General features: G+C 68.8%; 18 protein-coding genes and 1 pseudogene. 17 read left to right on the top strand and 2 right to left on the bottom strand.

From position 1 onward, the window contains the following. Positions 1–2: 2 nt before the first annotated feature. Positions 3–629 (bottom strand): glutathione S-transferase family protein, encoded by a 627-nt coding sequence (locus ASD47_RS13685; protein ID WP_056757373.1) that lies wholly within the window; start codon positions 627–629, stop codon positions 3–5. A 495-nt stretch (positions 630–1,124) separates the two neighbouring features. Here ASD47_RS13685 and murJ point away from each other — a divergent pair, with 495 nt between their 5' ends. The 3 genes and pseudogenes from murJ to ASD47_RS26665 form a co-directional block, all read left to right on the top strand. Next, the gene (gene murJ / locus ASD47_RS13680) at positions 1,125–2,759 is read left to right on the top strand and encodes a murein biosynthesis integral membrane protein MurJ (RefSeq protein WP_056757368.1); all 1,635 of its coding nucleotides are present in this window, start codon (positions 1,125–1,127) and stop codon (positions 2,757–2,759) included. Between the two features lie 255 nt (positions 2,760–3,014). Beyond that, positions 3,015–4,049, top strand: coding sequence for a tryptophan--tRNA ligase (gene trpS, locus ASD47_RS13675; protein WP_056757365.1), 1,035 nt, complete (start codon positions 3,015–3,017; stop codon positions 4,047–4,049). A gap of 25 nt (positions 4,050–4,074) precedes the next feature. Further along, positions 4,075–4,167 (top strand): annotated as a pseudogene (locus ASD47_RS26665) (hypothetical protein); the annotation flags it as partial. Here the strand turns inward: ASD47_RS26665 and ASD47_RS13670 are convergent. Then, positions 4,165–5,445, bottom strand: a complete 1,281-nt coding sequence (locus tag ASD47_RS13670; RefSeq protein ID WP_056757362.1) for a cytochrome P450 — start codon at positions 5,443–5,445, stop codon at positions 4,165–4,167. The pseudogene ASD47_RS26665 and the gene ASD47_RS13670 overlap by 3 nt on opposite strands. 131 nt (positions 5,446–5,576) lie before the next feature. On the opposite strand from ASD47_RS13670, the gene ASD47_RS13665 reads away from it, so the two are divergent. From ASD47_RS13665 to metK, 14 genes are all read left to right on the top strand, one after another. Beyond that, complete coding sequence (locus ASD47_RS13665) at positions 5,577–6,146, top strand: NifU family protein (RefSeq protein ID WP_056757358.1); 570 nt, start codon at positions 5,577–5,579, stop codon at positions 6,144–6,146. Positions 6,147–6,272: 126 nt separating this feature from the next. Continuing rightward, positions 6,273–6,860 carry a malonic semialdehyde reductase gene (locus ASD47_RS13660; RefSeq protein ID WP_056757355.1) on the top strand — a complete coding sequence of 196 codons (588 nt, stop codon included), beginning with the start codon at positions 6,273–6,275 and terminating at the stop codon, positions 6,858–6,860. A 115-nt stretch (positions 6,861–6,975) separates the two neighbouring features. Next, entirely contained in the window at positions 6,976–7,626 is a 651-nt protein-coding gene (locus ASD47_RS13655) for a DUF1131 family protein (RefSeq protein ID WP_056757352.1), read from the top strand. Positions 7,627–7,630: 4 nt separating this feature from the next. Continuing rightward, positions 7,631–8,272 carry a DUF1131 family protein gene (locus ASD47_RS13650; protein WP_056757348.1) on the top strand — a complete coding sequence of 214 codons (642 nt, stop codon included), beginning with the start codon at positions 7,631–7,633 and terminating at the stop codon, positions 8,270–8,272. Next, complete coding sequence (tsaB, locus tag ASD47_RS13645; protein ID WP_056757346.1) at positions 8,269–8,910, top strand: tRNA (adenosine(37)-N6)-threonylcarbamoyltransferase complex dimerization subunit type 1 TsaB; 642 nt, start codon at positions 8,269–8,271, stop codon at positions 8,908–8,910. The genes ASD47_RS13650 and tsaB overlap by 4 nt, the downstream gene beginning before the upstream one ends. Beyond that, positions 8,907–9,359, top strand: a complete 453-nt coding sequence (gene rimI, locus ASD47_RS13640; RefSeq protein ID WP_056757343.1) for a ribosomal protein S18-alanine N-acetyltransferase — start codon at positions 8,907–8,909, stop codon at positions 9,357–9,359. Before tsaB ends, rimI begins: the two co-directional genes overlap by 4 nt. Positions 9,360–9,420: 61 nt before the next feature. Then, positions 9,421–9,828: a Fur family transcriptional regulator gene (locus ASD47_RS13635; RefSeq protein WP_029589386.1), complete on the top strand. Its 408-nt coding sequence runs from the start codon at positions 9,421–9,423 to the stop codon at positions 9,826–9,828. A 95-nt stretch (positions 9,829–9,923) separates the two neighbouring features. Then, the gene (gene miaB / locus ASD47_RS13630; RefSeq protein WP_056757340.1) at positions 9,924–11,276 is read left to right on the top strand and encodes a tRNA (N6-isopentenyl adenosine(37)-C2)-methylthiotransferase MiaB; all 1,353 of its coding nucleotides are present in this window, start codon (positions 9,924–9,926) and stop codon (positions 11,274–11,276) included. Further along, the gene (locus tag ASD47_RS13625) at positions 11,273–12,217 is read left to right on the top strand and encodes a PhoH family protein (protein ID WP_056757337.1); all 945 of its coding nucleotides are present in this window, start codon (positions 11,273–11,275) and stop codon (positions 12,215–12,217) included. Before miaB ends, ASD47_RS13625 begins: the two co-directional genes overlap by 4 nt. An 18-nt stretch (positions 12,218–12,235) precedes the next feature. Continuing rightward, complete coding sequence (ybeY, locus tag ASD47_RS13620) at positions 12,236–12,694, top strand: rRNA maturation RNase YbeY (RefSeq protein ID WP_162251644.1); 459 nt, start codon at positions 12,236–12,238, stop codon at positions 12,692–12,694. A gap of 12 nt (positions 12,695–12,706) precedes the next feature. Further along, positions 12,707–13,633 carry a hemolysin family protein gene (locus tag ASD47_RS13615; RefSeq protein ID WP_056757330.1) on the top strand — a complete coding sequence of 309 codons (927 nt, stop codon included), beginning with the start codon at positions 12,707–12,709 and terminating at the stop codon, positions 13,631–13,633. Beyond that, a complete protein-coding gene (gene lnt / locus ASD47_RS13610; RefSeq protein WP_056757327.1) occupies positions 13,630–15,213 on the top strand; it encodes an apolipoprotein N-acyltransferase in 1,584 nt (527 codons plus the stop codon). Before ASD47_RS13615 ends, lnt begins: the two co-directional genes overlap by 4 nt. A 53-nt stretch (positions 15,214–15,266) precedes the next feature. Continuing rightward, a complete protein-coding gene (locus ASD47_RS13605) occupies positions 15,267–15,701 on the top strand; it encodes a helix-turn-helix domain-containing protein (protein WP_019848689.1) in 435 nt (144 codons plus the stop codon). 113 nt (positions 15,702–15,814) lie between these two features. Then, positions 15,815–17,038: a methionine adenosyltransferase gene (metK, locus tag ASD47_RS13600; protein ID WP_056757324.1), complete on the top strand. Its 1,224-nt coding sequence runs from the start codon at positions 15,815–15,817 to the stop codon at positions 17,036–17,038. Positions 17,039–17,094: the final 56 nt, after the last annotated feature.

The raw sequence follows: 17,094 nt of genomic DNA, 5'->3' as shown, positions 1-17,094 counted from the left end.
GATCAGGTGTTCACCCCTTCGTGCGAACGCTCCATGGCGCGCTTGTAGGCGTCGCGGCCGGTGGTGCGGGCGAGGTAGGCCTGTTCGGCGTCGCCAAGGGCGATCCCGCAGTTTCGTTGGCCCAGGTTCAGGGCGTAGGTCACCGAGATGTCGGCGGCCGTGAAAGCCTCGCCGGCAAGGTAGGGCGAGTCGGCAAGCCGTTGGCTGACAAGCTTCAGCCGCTTCTGGAACGACCGCAGACACCAGGTCGCGCCCCAGTTCTCCCGCTCGGCGTCGGGCGCGATGAAGCGGCTGACGACGACGGGCATCATCAGGGTCGCGAGGCCGGCTTCGCCCAGGTGCAGAAATTGCTGGTAGGCGGGGAAGGTCGGATCCTGTGGCGAGGGCGCCAGCGGCGTCGGCCCGTAACGGGCCATCAGGTATTCCATGATCGCGATCGACTCGACCATGACGACGTCCCCGTCCTGGATCGCCGGGATGTAGTCGGCGGGGTTGACCGCCAGGAACGCGGGGTCCTGCTCGGCGGCCAGCATGTCCACCTGTCGCACGCGATAGGGAAGGCCCATCTCCTCCAGCACCCATACGACCCGGATCGAGCGCGAGGTCTGTCCGCCCCAAACGGTGATCATGCGCCGGGCCTTTCCGGGTGTGACTGAGGATCGGCCGTAGCGGACCTCATATGGCCGTCGCGTTCAAGGCCTACGCGAAGCCCGGCTTCAGCGAGGTCTCTTCACTTTTCGGATTCTCGGAACGTCCGCCTTGCTCAAGCCCCATCCGCCCCGGATGGGGCCGCGCCCGACGGCGCGGTCCGGCCGGGCAAGGGGGCGGTTGACGATCGCGGCGGTCTATGCTCGGCGCTCAGCGGGCAAAGCTTCAGGATTTCAAAGTCTTGAACTTTCTCGACCCGATTTGGTCCCCACCCCTTCAGACCGCCCGTATCCTGACCTCACCTGAAGGCATGGGGAGGGCGCACGTACGGCGACCGAAGCGGTCCGTAGGGGGCAAGGGCTCGCCGCCGAAAATCCTCCGGAAATCCTTCCCCGGCCGTCGCCGAACCGGGCCAAGCTCAGCCCGCCGCCAAGGCCTCGCTTGACGGCCCCCCGCCCAGGACGCAGAAGCCCCTCGTGACCGACATCGCGCCCCCCGAAAAGCCCGCCCAGACACCCGACCAGCCCAAGAAGGCCGGCGGCCTGCTGAAATCGTCGGCGATCTATTCCGGCCTGACCCTGGTCAGCCGGTTCATGGGCTTCGCCCGCGACCTGGCGGTCTCGTACCGGATGGGGGCCAGCGCCACCCCGGCCGCCGACGCCTACAACGCCGCCCTGGCCTTCCCCAACCTGTTCCGGCGGTTCTTCGCCGAGGGGGCCTTCGCCGCCGCCTTCGTGCCGGCCTACGCCAAGTCGCTGCAGCGCGACGGCGAGGAGACGGCCGACATCCTGGCCGCCGACGCCATGGCCACCCTGGCCGCCTCGACCATCGTCATCACCATCGTCTGCCAACTGGCCATGCCCTGGCTGATGATGCTGATCAGCCCCGGCTTCGGCTGGGGCACCGAGAAGTACAAGCTGGCGGTTCTGCTGACCCAGATCACCATGCCCTACCTGCCGTGCATGGCGATCGTCGCCCACCTGTCGGGGGTGCTGAACGCCCGCGACCGCTTCGTGCTGTCGGCCGGGGCGCCGATCCTGCTGAACATCGCCACCCTGGTCTTCATCCTGCCCCAGACCACCGCCGTCGGCGCCGCCACCTGGGGCTCGGTCGGGGTGATCGTCGCCGGGGTGGCCCAGGCGGCCCTGCTGACCTGGGGCGTCAACAAGTCCGGCGCCAAGGTCCACTGGCGGCTGCCGCGCCTGACGCCGGAGGTGCGCGAACTGATCGGCAAGGCCATCCCGGGGGCCCTGGCGGCCAGCGCCACCCAGGTCAACATCTTCATCTCCGGCAACCTGGCCAGCCACGTGCCCGGCGGCCGTTCCTGGTTGGCCACCGCCGACCGGCTGTACCAGCTGCCGCTGGGCCTGGTGGGCGTGGCCATCGGCGTGGCCCTGCTGCCGCGGCTGTCGCGGGCCGTCAACACCGGCGACGGCGACGACGCCCAGACCGCCATGGACCAGGCCATCACCCTGGCCATGGCCCTGACCATCCCGGCCGCCGCGGCCCTGGTGGCCATGCCCGGCTTCCTGTCGGACGCCCTCTACACCCGCGGCCAGTTCACCAGCTTCGACGCCAGCCAGACGGCCTCGGCCCTGCTGTTCTACGGCCTGGGCACCCCGGCCTTCGTGCTGCAGCAGCTGTACTCCCGAGCCTTCTTCGCCCGCGGCGACACCAAGAGCCCGATGCGCTTCGCCCTGGTCTCGGTGGCCATGAACATCGGCCTGGGCATCCTGCTGTTCAACCTGGTCGGGGTGAAGGGCATCGCCGCCGCCACGGCCGTGGCCTCGTGGATCAATGTCGGCCAGATGGCCTTGGGCCTGTCGCGCAAGGGCCACTACAGCCCCTCGCTGCAGACCTGGTCGCGAGTCAGCCGGATCCTGGCCGCCAGCGTCGCCATGGGCGGCGCGCTGGCCGCCGCCTCGCACTGGCGGCCGCTGATCGAGGCGCCGCTGCGCGAGCTTGGCCTGCGCGGCCACACCCTGGGCGCCAAGGAATTCGCCCTGCTGCTGACCGTGCTGGTCGGCGCGGCGCTGTACCCGCCCCTGGTCTTCCTGTTCGGCGGCGTGACCCCGTCGGAACTGAAGGGCGTGCTGAGGCGCGGCAAGTGATGGTCGGGGACACGCCCTCGCGGCGTGTCCCCAAATTCAAGCGCCGCGCCCGCCGGCGGGGACACGCCGCGAGCGCATGTCCCCGGCTGGGGCCTTGCCCTCCACGCCTCGGCCCGGTAACCAGCGTCCATGGCTTCGATCGGTTCTTCCGCGCCGCGATGGCGCAGCTTTCTCTGATCCGTTCCACCGCGCTTACGGCGCGGTTCGCGTTCTCACGCGCCCGCCATGCCCGTTTCAAGTTCCAAGGCTGAAGCCATGACCGACCACACCCCCGTCCCCTATGCGGGCCCGACCCGCGTGCTCTCCGGCGTCCAGCCGTCCGGCGCCCTGCACCTGGGCAACTACCTCGGCGCCCTGGTGAAGTTCGCCCGACTGCAGCACGAGATGGACACCTTCATCTTCGTGGCCGACCTGCACGCCATCACCGTCTGGCAGGACCCGGCCCTGCTGGCCCAGCAGACCCGCGAGATCGCCGCCGCCTACCTGGCCGCGGGCCTCGACCCGGCCAAGGCCACGATCTTCCCGCAGTCGGCGGTGCGCGAGCATTCCGAACTGGCCTGGATCTTCCAGTGCGTGGCCCGCCTGGGCTGGCTGGACCGCATGACCCAGTTCAAGGAGAAGAGCGGCAAGCACAAGGAGCGCTCCAGCGTCGGCCTCTACACCTATCCGGTGCTGCAGGCCGCCGACATCCTGGTCTACAAGGCCACCCACGTGCCGGTGGGCGAGGACCAGAAGCAGCACCTGGAGCTGACCCGCGATATCGCCGGCAAGTTCAACCACGACTTCGGCGTCCAGGGCTTCTTCCCCCAGCCCGAGCCGCTGATCCAGGGGCCGGGCGCGCGGATCATGAGCCTGCGCGACGGCTCGGCCAAGATGAGCAAGTCCGACCCGTCGGACTACAGCCGCATCAACCTGACCGACGACGCCGACGCCATCGCCACCAAGGTCAAGAAGGCCCGCACCGACCCGGAACCGCTGCCCGAGACCCTGGACGAGCTGGCCGCCCGTCCCGAGGCCGACAACCTGGTCGGCATCTTCGCGGCCCTGGCGGGGCGCACCAAGGCGGACGTGCTGGCCGAGTACGCCGGCAAGGGCTTCGGGACCTTCAAGCCGGCCCTGGCCGAGCTGGCGGTCGAGAAGCTGGCCCCGGTCGGCGAGACCATGCGCCGTTTCCTGGCCGACCCGACCGAGATCGACCGGATACTCAAGGCCGGGGCCGAGCGGGCGTCCGAGGTCGCCGCGCCGACGGTGGCGGAGGTGAAGAAGCTGGTGGGGTTCTGGGGGGCCTGAACGCCCTGCGTCCTTCGAGGCTCGCCTGCGGCTCGCACCTCAGGATGAGGATTTCAGCGACAGACTTCCTCATCCTGAGGCGCCCACGAAGTGGGCCTCGAAGGACGCACCGCGCCTAGAGCCGCCCCGGAATCCGCACCGGCAGGCTCTCATACCCCTTCACGAAGCTGGAATAGACCCGCTTGGGTTCGCCCATCACCTCGATCTTGGGGAAGCGCTTGAGGATCTCTTCCCAGATGATCTTCAGCTGCAGCTCGGCCAGGCGGTTGCCGACGCAGCGGTGGATGCCGAAGCCGAACGACAGATGCTGACGGGCGCGAGGCCGGTCGATCAGGAAGGCGTTCGGGTTGTCGATCACCGTCTCGTCGCGGTTGCCCGAGACGTACCACATCACGACCTTGTCGCCCTTGCGGATGGTCTTGCCCGACAGCTCGAAGTCCTCGATCGCCGTGCGGCGCATATAGGCCAGCGGGGTCTGCCAGCGGATGATCTCCGAGACCATGTTGGGGATCAGCGACGGGTCGGCGCGCAGCTTGGCCTCTTCCGCCGGGTTCTGGCTCAGGGCCAGCAGGCCGCCGGTGATCGAGTTGCGGGTGGTGTCATTGCCGCCGACGATCAGCAGCAGGATGTTCCCCAGATATTCGAACGGCGGCATGTTCCGTGTCGCCTCGCCGTGGGCCAGCATCGAGATCAGGTCGTTGCCGGGCTCGGTCGAATTGACCCGCTGATTCCACAGCTCGGTGAAATAGGCCAGGCACTCCAGCAGCTCGGCCCGGCGCTGGTCCTCGCTGTCGACGATGCCGGCCCCCGGCACGGCGGTGGTGACGTCGGACCAGCGGGTCAGCTTGCGGCGCTCCTCCCAGGGAAAGTCGAACAGGGTGGCCAGCATCTGGGTGGTCAGCTCGATCGACACCTTGTCGACCCAGTCGAAGGTCTCGCCGATCGGCAGGTCGTCGAGGATCCCGCCGACCCGCTCGCGGATCGTCCCCTCCAGCAGCGCCAGATTCACCGGCGAGACGATCGGGCTGACCGTCTTGCGCTGGATGTCGTGCTTGGGCGGGTCCATGGCGATGAACATCGGCAGGACGAAGTCCTCGTCGAAGTTGCGGATCGTGATGCCGCCGAAGCTGCTGTCCGACGAGAACACCTGGTGGGTGGTGTCGACGGTCATGATGTCGTTATAGCGGGTGATCGACCAGTAGGGGCCGTGCTCGCTGTTGGCGCAGTAGTGGACAGGGTCCTCGGCCCGCAGCCGCTCGAAATAGGGCCAGTGGGCGTCGGCCTGGAACAGGGCGGGATCGGCGACGTCGATCAGTTCCAGGGGCATGGCGTAGGCCTTGGCCCTGGCCGCGTCCCTCTGGGCGTCGCTCGACAGGTCGATGGCTCCGTCGCTCATGGCGACCTCCCTGAAACATCTGTTTTGACGATGGAGCCACAAGCCCGTGGGTTTGTCACGATGACGTAAGCGGCACCCCGCCGCAGGTCCGGCCTCTTGTCTTGCGGGGCTGCCGGGTCCATCTCTCCGCCATGTTCATCCAGACCGAAACCACGCCCAATCCCGAGGTCCTGAAGTTCCTGCCCGGCCGCGAAGTGCTGGGAGAGGGCGCGCGGGAGTTCAAGACGATGGAGGAGGGCGACGCCTCGCCCCTGGCCGAGGCCCTGTTCCGTCTGGGTGACGTCAACCGCGTGTTCTTCGGCCCGGATTTCCTCACGGTGACCAAGGCCGAAGGCGCCGAATGGCCGCACCTGAAGGCGCCGATCCTGGCCGCCATCATGGACCACTTCACCAGCGGCCGACCCCTGCTGCTGGATCAGGTCGAGAGCGGCCACGACGAGGACGGCGTCTACGACGACGAAACCGCCCAGATCGTCGCCGAGATCAAGGACCTGCTCGACACCCGCATCCGCCCGGCCGTGGCCCAGGACGGCGGCGACATCGTGTTCAGCAAGTTCGAGCCCGCCACCGGCGTGGTCTGGCTGCACATGCGCGGCGCCTGTTCGGGCTGCCCGTCGTCGTCGGCCACGCTGAAGGCCGGGGTCGAGAACATGCTCAAGCACTACGTGCCGGAAGTGACCCGCGTCGAGCAGACGCTTTAGGCCCGAACCGGCCTGCGCGCGTGCGCGTAGGGGCAAGGGAATACACCTGCGGCGCCTTGCCAGCGCCCTTTTGCGACCTTATCGTAACTGTATAAGTTGCAGTTATATCGCTGATAAGGATCGCTGATGGCCAAGCTCGCCGACACGGCTCTCGACCAACTGTTCACCAAGGCCCGCACGCGCAACGGCTGGAGCGACCAGCCCATCCCCGAACCGGTGCTGCGCGAGCTGTACGACCTGGTGAAGTTCGGCCCCACCGCGGCCAACACCACCCCGGCGCGCTTCGTGTTCCTGCAAAGCCCTGAAGCCAAGGCCAGGCTGGCGGCGCTGTCGTCGGGTTCGAACGGCCCGAAGATCCTCCAGGCGCCGGTGACCGTCATCATCGGCTACGACCTGGACTTCCCCGAGACCCTGGACCGCCTGTTCCCCAACGCCCCGGGCGCCAAGCACTGGTTCGGCGACCCCGTGGCCAAGGAGGTCGCGGCCCTGCGCAACAGCTCGTTGCAAGGCGGCTATTTCATCCTGGCGGCGCGGGCGCTGGGCCTGGACGTCGGCCCGATGTCGGGCTTCGACAACGCCGCCGTCGACAAGGAGTTCTTCGCCGGGACCAACATCAAGTCGAACTTCATCGCCTCGATCGGCTACGGCACCGAAGAAAACCTGTTCCCGCGCAATCCGCGCCTGGCCTTCGAGGAAGCCACGAAGATCCTCTGATCGGGTCCCGAAATCCCAAAAAGGTCGTCATCCCGGTCTTGGCGCCGCCAAGGCCGGGATGACGACGGTTTGTGCTGGTGGCGAACATCATAAGGCCGGTGCTAGAACCGCCCCCATGACCCAGCGCCTCGCCCTGATCGCCGCTCCGCTGCTGCTGCTCGCCGCCTGCGGCCCCGCCAAGCAAGCCGACACCGCCGCGCCGCCGGCCGCCGCCGGTGCGGAGGTCCCCAAGTCCGGACCCGTCGCCATCGCGGTCACGCCCTATGTCGGCGGGCCGCTGCATGTGCGCGCCGACGGCGTAGGCCCGATCACCGGCGAGACGGCCTTCGACCTGGCGACCATCAAGGCCCTGTTCCCCAAGGCGGTGGTCAAGAGCGCCTTCATCCACACCGGCGAGGGCCCGCCCGGACCGATCATCACCGTCGAGCAGGACAATGTCCCGCTGCTGGAGATCGGCAAGGGCTCCGAAGGCGGCATTGGCGAGATTCGCCTGGCCGGCGGGCCGGTCCAGGGTCCCAAGGGCGAAGCCCTGCTCGCAAGGTGGGCCGACCTGTCGTTCGACATCGCCCAGTGCCGGGCCGGCGAGGGCCGCACCGTCAACCAGGCCGTCTGCGTGCGACCCGAGGCCCCGACCGTGTCCTACGTGTTCGGCGTCCCCGGCTGGGCCAAGGGCGGCCTGCCGCCGGTCGAGGTCCTGAAGGCCAAGGGCCAGCTGAACGAGTTCGTCTGGCGCCCGGCCGAGAAGGCCGCCGTCGGCGCGGCCTGATCCGATGTTCCGACGCCTGATCCTCGCAGCGCCCCTGCTGATCCTGGCCGCCTGCGGGCCGGCCGGCTCCAAAACCGCCGCGCCTGCGACCGCCCCGGCTCCCGCCATGGCGACGCGGAAGGACGCGTCCGGCGCCGTCGACCGCTTCACGCCCTATGTCGGCGGCCCGCTGATGCTGGACGAGTTCTCGGTCGGCCCGGTCATGGCCCAGACCGACTTCTCGCTCGACGCCATCAAGCCCCGCTTTCCGAAAGCGGTGGTGAAGTCCGCCTTCCTGCATCAGGGCTCGGGCGAAGCGACGCCGATCATCACCGTCGAGCAAGGTGGCGGCCTGGTCGAGATCCAGGGCAATCCCGGCACGACCAAGGTCGGCGACATCCGCGTCAGCGGCGGCGCTCCCAAGGGGCCACGCGGCGAGACGCTAGGCATGAAGTGGGCCGACGCCGGCATGGACTATCCGCGCTGCTGGGCGGGCAAGGACCGCGACGTCCATGCGGTAATCTGCACCCAGCCCGGCGAGCCGGTGCTGCGCTACGTGTTCGGCGTGCCCGGCTGGACGCAGGAGGCGATGCCGCCTGAGGCGACGCTGCGGGACAAGGCTGTCCTGCGGGAGTTCCTGTGGCGCGGCGGAGCGCCGGTCCAATGATCCTCGCCCTCGACACCTGCCTCGCCGCCAGCTCCGTCGCCATCCTGGACGGCGACACGGTCCTCGCCGCCCGCAGCGAACCGATGACCCGCGGCCACCAGGAGCGCATCGCCGTCCTGGCCCGGGAGGTCGCCGCCGAGGCCGGGGTGAGGTTCGCCGCGCTGACCCGCATCGCCGTCACGGTCGGCCCAGGCTCGTTCACTGGCCTGCGGGTCGGCCTGTCGTTCGCCAAGGGCCTGGCCACGGCCCTGTCGATCCCCTGCGTCGGCGTCAATACGCTGGAGGCCCTGGCCGCCTCGGCGAACGCGACGGGGCTGGTGGCTGGGGTGCTCGACGCCAAGATGGGCCAAGTCTATCTGCAGGTGTTCGACGGCGGCAAGGCGCTGATGGCCCCCGACGCCCTGGAGGTCGGGGTCGCCGCCGCGCGCCTGGCCGAGCTCTGTTCGGGCGGGCCGGCCACCCTGGTCGGTTCAGGCGCGCCGCTGGTCGCCGACGTCCTGCCCGAAGCGACCGTGCTGACGCCGGCCTATGCCGATCCGGTCGCCATCGCCCGCCTGGCCGCCGTCAGGCCCGCGCCCAGCCATTCGCCCCGGCCGCTTTACCTGCGCGCGCCCTACGCCGTGGCGCCGGCCGCATGATCCTGCGTCCCGTCGGGCTGGAAGCCTGCTTCACCCTGGCCGACCTGCATGACCGCGCCTTCGACCGGCCCTGGACGGCGGAAACGTTCGAGACCCTGCTCAAGGGCCCCGGCGTCTTCGCCGTGCTGGGCGAGGCGGGCGATTCGCAAGAGGCCAAGGGCTTCATCCTGTGCCGGGCGATCGCCGGCGAGGCCGAGATCCTGACCGTGGCCGTCGAGCCCGCCGCCCGTCGCCGCGGCTGGGGCGCGGCCCTGGTGGAGATGGCGGCCGGCGTCGCCAAGGAAGCCGCCGCCTTCGAGATGTTCCTCGAGGTCGCGGCCGACAACGTCGCGGCGATCAGGCTCTACGAGACCGCCGGCTTCGCCCGCGTCGGCCTGAGAAAAGGCTATTATCCCCATGCGGATGGGGCCAAGGACGCGGTGGTAATGCGTCGGGTGCTTAACAGCTAGCGGCCAAGCCCCTATCTTGCCCGCGAATCTGGCTTGGATTCATCTTTCCGGAGACGTCGCCGTGGACCGCCTCGAAAAGCTTTGCATCGATAAAGGCATGCGCATGACCGACCAGCGTCGGGTCATCGCTCGCGTGCTGTCGGCGGCCACCGACCATCCGGACGTCGAGGAGCTGCACCGCCGCGCCCACGCCGTGGACCCGCACATCTCGATCGCCACCGTCTATCGGACCGTCCGGTTGTTCGAGGAAAGCGGCATCATCGAGCGCCACGACTTCCGCGACGGCCGTTCGCGCTACGAAGAGACCCCCGACCATCACCACGACCACCTGATCGACATGAAGACCGGCAAGGTCGTCGAGTTCGTGGACGAGGAGATCGAGGCCCTGCAGAACGCCATCGCGCGGAAGCTGGGCTACAAGCTGGTGGACCACCGGCTGGAGCTGTACGGGGTTCCGATCGAGGAATAGGGGCCTTCCTTATCGTTCTCCCCTTGCGGGAGAAGGAGATTGGGTGTGACCTCCACGTCCTTGCAGGATCGCCCCCTCGCGCTCATAACGCCCCGATGAGCGAGACCCCGCAAAAGCGCCTCTATATCAAGACCTACGGCTGTCAGATGAACGTCTATGACAGCGAGCGCATGGCCGATGTCCTGCGTCCGCTGGGCTATGGCGTGGTCGACGATCCCGAAGGGGCCGATCTGGTGGTGCTCAACACCTGCCACATCCGCGAGAAGGCCACCGAGAAGGTCTATTCGGAACTGGGCTACATCAAGCAGATGAAGGGCCGCAAGGCCGAGGCCGGCGGCCGGATGACCATCGCCGTGGCCGGCTGCGTGGCCCAGGCCGAGGGCAAGGAGATCATGCATCGCCAGCCGGCGGTCGATCTCGTCGTCGGGCCTCAGGCCTATCACCAGCTGCCCGAGCTGATCGCCCGGGCCCACCGGGCCACCGGCGAGCGCCTGAGCGCCGATTTCGCCGCCGACGAGAAGTTCGACGCCCTGCCGGCCGAGCGCCAAGTCAACGGCGTCACCGCCTTCCTGACCGTGCAGGAGGGCTGCGACAAGTTCTGCACCTTCTGCGTGGTGCCCTATACCCGCGGCGGGGAATGGTCGCGACCGCCGGAAGCCATCGAGGACGAGGCCAGGCGCCTGGCCGACCAGGGCGTGCGCGAGGTCACCCTGCTGGGCCAGAACGTCAACGCCTATGACGGCGGCGGCTATACCCTGGCCCGGCTGGTGCGCCGGCTGGCCAAGATCCCGGGCCTGGACCGCATCCGCTACACCACCAGCCATCCGCGCGACATGGGCGACGACCTGATCGCCGCCCATGGCGAGCTGCCGCAGCTGATGCCCTATCTGCACCTGCCGGTGCAGGCCGGGTCGGACAAGATCCTCAAGGCCATGAACCGCGACCACACGGCCGAAAGCTATGTGCGGCTGATCGAGAAGATCCGCGCCGCGCGGCCTGACATCGCCATGAGCGGCGACTTCATCGTCGGCTTCCCCGGCGAGCGCGACGGCGATTTCGACAAGACGCTGGAGCTGGTTCGCGAGGTCGGCTTCGCCAGCGCCTTCTCGTTCAAATATTCGCGCCGCCCCGGCACCCCGGCCTCGGCGATGCCGGGCCAGGTGGACGAAGCGGTCAAGGCCGAGCGCCTGGATCGCCTCAACGCCCTGCTCGACCAGCAGCAGAAGGCGTTCAACGCCCTGCAGGTCGGCAAGGTCATGCCGGTGCTGTTCGAGAAAAAAGGCCGCAATCCCGGTCAAATCGTCGGCCGCAGTCCCTATCTGCAAGCCGTGCACGCGGTGGGCCCCGACAGCCTGCTGGGCCAGATCGTTCCTGTCCGCATCGAGTCGTCCGCCAAGATGAGCCTGGGCGGGGTGCTCGAGACCCAACATCTCCCGGAGCCCGCTTGAGCCGTACGCCTGAGTTCCTGCCCCTGTCCGACACCGCCGTGCGCGCCGTTTCCGGCCCGAACGGCCGTCACGCCGCCCTGATCGAGGACGCCTTCAAGGTGCTGATCGAGACCCCGGGCGGCGGGGTGACGATCACCGGCGACGTCAAGGGCCGCTCCAGCGCCAAGCGGGCGATCGTCGCCCTGGCCGACCGGGCCGACGCCGACGACGAGGTGGTCGAGGCCGACGTGCGGGTGGCGGTGGGCGAGGCCCACAGCGCCGGCGGCCAGGCCTCGCCCCGCGCCGTGCGCAAGGGCAACGTCTCGCCCAAGACCAAGGGCCAGGCCCGCTACATGGAGGCCATGGCCAGCCACCCGCTGTGCTTTGGCCTGGGTCCGGCCGGCACCGGCAAGACCTTCCTGGCCGTGGCCCAGGGCGCGGGCATGCTGCTGCGCGGCGAGGTCGATCGCCTGATCGTCACCCGCCCCGCGGTCGAGGCCGGCGAGAAGCTGGGTTTCCTGCCAGGCGACCTGAACGAGAAGGTCGACCCCTACATGGCGCCGGTCTGGGAGGCCCTGACCGACATCATGGGCGCCGACCAGCTGCGCCGCCGCCGCGAGAAGCTGGAGATCGAGGTCGCCCCGATCGCCTTCATGCGCGGCCGCACCCTGGCTCATGCGTTCGTCATCGTCGACGAGGCCCAGAACTGCTCGCGCCTGCAGATGAAGATGGTCCTGACCCGGCTGGGCGAAGGCGCGCGGATGGTGGTGACGGGCGACCCGACCCAGGTCGACCTGCTGAACCCCCGCGACTCCGGCCTGGCCCACGCGGTGTCGATCCTGGAAGGCGTCGAGGGCGTGGCGGTGTCGCGCTTCACCTCGGCCGACGTGGTCCGCCACCCGCTGGTCGAGCGCATCGTCAAGGCCTACGACGCCGACGCCCTGCAGACCACGACCCGCTAGATGACCATCACGGTCGACATCGAGATCGAGGACGAGGCCTGGACCAAGGCCGAGCCCGAGGTCGAGGCCCTGGTCTGGCGCGCCGCCCAGGCGGTGCTGGACGCCCACGAAGACGTCGAGGGCGGGGGCATCGTCATTCTGCTGGCCGACGACGACAGCGTCCAGGCGCTGAACCGCGACTTTCGCCAGAAGGACTACGCGACCAACGTGCTGTCCTTCCCCTCGCCCCCCAATCCGGAGGGCCAGATCGGCGACATCGCCCTGGCGTTCGGGGTGTGCCAGCGCGAAGCGGTCGAGCAAGGCAAGCCCCTCGCGCACCACTTGCAACATCTGGTGGCGCACGGGGTGCTTCATCTCTTAGGATACGACCATCAGGACGACGCCGAGGCCGAGGCGATGGAAGCGTTCGAGCGCGAGATCCTCGCGGGCTTGGACATTCCCGACCCCTATGCCGAACCCGCGTCCCCAGAGGGATAACCAAGCCAGGGCATGCCCAGCGACGACCAGAGTTCCACGCCCGCCGGCCCGGCTCGCCTGAGTCGGGGCCTGCGGGCGTTCTTCCGCAAGATGCGCAAGGACCTGGCGGGCCGCGGCGTGCCGGGCCTGGCCGAGGCCTCGCGTCCGGCCGATCCGTCCATGGTCCACGAGGTCGACATGGTCGACCAGGCCGAGGCCTTCCAGAGCCTGCGGGTGGCCGACGTGATGACCCCGCGCGCCGACATCGTGGCGGTCGAGGTGTCGACGGCGTTCGAGGCGCTGGTGGCCCAGTTCACCGAGGCCGAGCACTCGCGGATGCCGATCTATCGCGAGACCCTGGACGATCCGGTCGGGGTGGTTCACGTCAAGGACGTGTTCCGCCTGCTGGCCGATGACGACAAGCGCCCGGGCCCCACCGACCAGATCCTGCACCGGCTGCGGCGCGAGGCGCTGTACGTGCCGGCCTCGATGCGGGCCGCCGACCTGTTGCTGCGCATGCGCACCAGCCGCATCCACATGGCCCTGGTCATCGACGAATTCGGCGGCACCGACGGCCTGGTGACCATGGAGGATCTGATCGAGGCGGTGGTCGGCGAGATCGACGACGAGCACGACGACGCCCAGGTGTCCAATATCGTCGCCCGTCCCGGCGGCCTGTTCGAGGTCGACGCCCGCGCGCCGTTGGAGGACCTGGAGGCCGCCCTCGACCGCGACCTGGCCCCGCCCGACATGGAAGAGGACATAGACACCGTCGCTGGTCTGGTGGTGGCCCTGGCCGGCCGCGTGCCGCAACGCGGCGAGGTGATCGCCCATCCGGCCGGCTTTGATCTGGAAGTGGTCGAGGCCGATCCGCGTCGCGTGCGCCGGGTGCGGGTGCGCCCCGTCGTCGCCCCGGAGGCCGAGGCGACCGACCCGCCCGGACGCGTGGCCGCTTCGTGACCCTGCCGGCCTTGCCGAAGTTGACGCCGTGGCGCGCTCGGGGCCTGGCCCTGCTGGCGGGCCTGGCCGCCGCCCTGGCCCATCCGCCGTTCGGGATCCTGCCGGGCCTGCTGGGCTATGCCGCGCTTCTCTGGCTGCTGGATGCGATCGACGGTCCACGGCCCCTGCGCTCGGCCTTCTTTCGCGGCTGGCTGGCGGGGCTCGCCTATTTCGGTCTCGGCACCTGGTGGATCGCTGAGGCCTTCATGGTCGACGCCGCCAACCAGGGCTGGATGGCGCCGTTCGCCGTCGCCGCCATGGCCGCCGGGATGGCGCTGTTCTGGGGTTTGGCGGCGATGCTCTATCGCCTGGTCCGCCCCCCTGGCGTGCGCCGAGTGCTGGTGTTCGCCGGAGCCTATGCGGCCCTGGAATGGACGCGCGGCCATGTCCTGACCGGCTTTCCCTGGAACCTGCCGGGCGAAACCTGGAAGGCAGGCTCGGCCGTGTCGCAGATCGCGGCCCTGGTCGGCGCCTACGGCCTGACCTGGATCACCCTGGCCATCGCCGCGGCTCCGGCCGTCTGGCGTGACGGGCGACGCGGCCGGATCGCGGTCGGGGCGGCCCTCGCCGGCCTGATCGTGCTCTTCGCCGGCGGGTGGCTGCTGCGCGCCGCGCCGCCGCCGGCCGCCGGTCAATCGCTCACCACCGTCCGCATCGTCCAGGCCGACATCCCGCAGGAATCCAAGTGGGACGAGCGGCGGTTCGCCCAGATCGTCCAGGCCTATGTCTCGCTGACCGCCAAGCCGTACGCTGGCAAGCCCGCCGACCTCGTGGTCTGGCCCGAGGGCGCCCTGCCGCTGGCGATCAACGACTACATGGTCCCCGGCAGCTGGGTGCGGCAGGCGATCGTCGACGCCCTCAAGCCCGGCCAGCTGATGCTGCTGGGCGGCTATCGCTACGAGGGGACGCCCGACAAGCCGGTCTATTACAACAGCCTGGTCGCCCTGCGCCGCACGGCGAGCGACGTCGAGGTGGTCGGGATCTACGACAAGCACCGCCTGGTGCCGTTCGGCGAATACCTGCCAGCCGACGCCCTGATGACGAAGCTGGGCGTCAAGAGCATGGCTCACCTGGGCGACGGCTTCGCCACCGGGCCGGCGCCCCGGCCGTTGCGGATCGCCCCGAACCTGCTGGTCCAGCCGCTGATCTGCTACGAAAGCCTGTTCCCGCGCCTGGCCGAGCCGGCGCCGGGCGTACGGGCCATCGTCAATGTCTCCAATGACGCCTGGTTCGGCGTGACGTCCGGGCCGCTGCAGCACCTGAACCTGGCCAGCTACCGCGCCATCGAGACGGGCCTGCCCCTGATCCGCGCGACCCCGACCGGCGTCTCCGCCCTGATCGACGCCCAGGGGCGGATCCTGCCCGGCGCCCGCCTGGATCTTGGCGAATCAGGCGTGATCGACGGTAATGCGCCCTATGTCGGCTCGCCGACTCTGTTTTCTAAGCTCGGGCACTGGCCGTTCGGAGTGCTGCTTTTGGTTTCATTCGCCGCCGCGATTCGCTTTCCAGGGGGTCGGCGCTTGGAAAAAGTCCCGAACTGAAACAGACAGGCTTCCAGATATCCGTGGCTTTTTCCCCCAAGTGATTGAACGGCATGAACACGACCTCTGACCAAGACCGCTCGCCCAACCCGATCGACCTGCACGTCGGCGCCCGCATCCGCATGCGGCGCAAGATACTCGGCGTCAGCCAGGAGCGTTTGGCCGATGACCTGGGCCTGACCTTCCAGCAGGTGCAGAAGTACGAGCGCGGCGCCAACCGCGTCAGCGCTTCCAAGCTGTACGAGATCGCCAAGAGCCTGCAGTCGTCGGTGTCCTACTTCTTCGAAGGCCTGGCCGACCCGACCGACGTCGACGGTTTCGAGGAAAACGGCTCCGAGCAGTTCGTGCACGATTTCCTGATGACTCCGGAAGGCCTTGAGCTGGCCGCGCTATTCCCGCGCATCGGCAAATCCCGCGTCCGCCGGCGCATCCTCGACCTTGTCCGGTCGATGGCGGATGAGCTGATCGAGGAAGAGCCGGAAGCCTGATCGGCGAAAGCCGGCCAGGGCGGCTTGCGGACATAAACATATCTTTATATGTTCGTGGCTAGTTCCTTCGGGCAGACCGTCCGAACGGGCGTCGTCATGTCCGGAGCTGACCCTTGAGCCGTTCTTCCTACATCTTCACCAGCGAAAGCGTTTCCGAAGGCCATCCGGACAAGGTCGCCGATCGGATCAGCGACACCGTGGTCGACGCCTTCCTGAGCGTCGACCCGGAGGCGCGCGTCGCCTGCGAGACCCTGGTGACCACCAACCGCATCGTCCTGGCGGGCGAAGTGCGGGCCGGCAAGCCGGGCGGCGACAAGGCCGCCAACAAGCAGCTGACCAAGGACATCCTCAAGTCGCTGGAGCCCAAGGTCCGGGCGGCGATCAAGGACATCGGCTACGAGCAGAAGGGCTTCCACTGGGAGAAGGCCAAGTACGCCAACTATCTGCATGGCCAGTCGGCGCACATCGCCCAGGGCGTCGACGCCTCGGACAAGAAGGACGAAGGCGCCGGCGATCAGGGCATCATGTTCGGTTACGCCAGCACCGAGACCCCTGAGCTGATGCCGGCCACGCTGCAATACAGCCACAACATCCTCAGCCGCCTGGCCCAGCTGCGCCACTCGGGCGAGCTGTCGGAGCTGGAACCCGACGCCAAGAGCCAGGTGACCCTGGAATATGACGGCGCCGGCAAGCCGGTCCGCGTGGTCTCGATCGTGGTCTCGCACCAGCACAAGAAGAAGATCGGCGGCAAGACCCCGACCTCCAAGCGCGTGCTGGACCTGATCAAGCCGCACATCCTGCCGATCTTCCCGGACGGCCTGATCACCAAGAAGACCCAGTGGCTGGTCAACCCGACCGGCCGCTTCGAGATCGGCGGCCCGGACGGCGACGCCGGCGTCACCGGTCGCAAGATCATCGTCGACACCTACGGCGGCGCGGCCCCGCACGGCGGCGGCGCCTTCTCGGGCAAGGATCCGACCAAGGTCGACCGTTCGGCCGCCTATGCCTGCCGTTACTTGGCCAAGAACGTCGTGGCCGCGGGCCTGGCCGACCGCTGCACCATCCAGATCGCCTACGCGATTGGTGTGGCCCAGCCCGTGTCGTTCCACGTCGACCTGCACGGCACCGGCAAGGTCGATCCGGCCCAGCTGGAAAAGCTGCTGCCGCAACTGATCGGCGGCGCCACCCCGCGTTCGATCCGCGAGCACCTGCAGCTGAACAAGCCGATCTACGCCCGCACCGCCGCCTACGGCCACTTCGGCCGCACGCCGGACAACGAGGGCGGCTTCTCGTGGGAGAAGACCGACCTGGTGTCGGAGCTGAAGGGCCTGGCCTAGGCCTGAAGCCATCCGGGGACAGGCGCATGCGCCTGTCCCCGACCGTTCAACGGGCC

The organism is Caulobacter sp. Root1472, assembly GCF_001426985.1.
Lineage (GTDB): Bacteria > Pseudomonadota > Alphaproteobacteria > Caulobacterales > Caulobacteraceae > Caulobacter > Caulobacter rhizosphaerae.
Note: the sequence above shows the minus strand (reverse complement) of the source record. Positions and strands in the feature narration are given on the sequence as shown.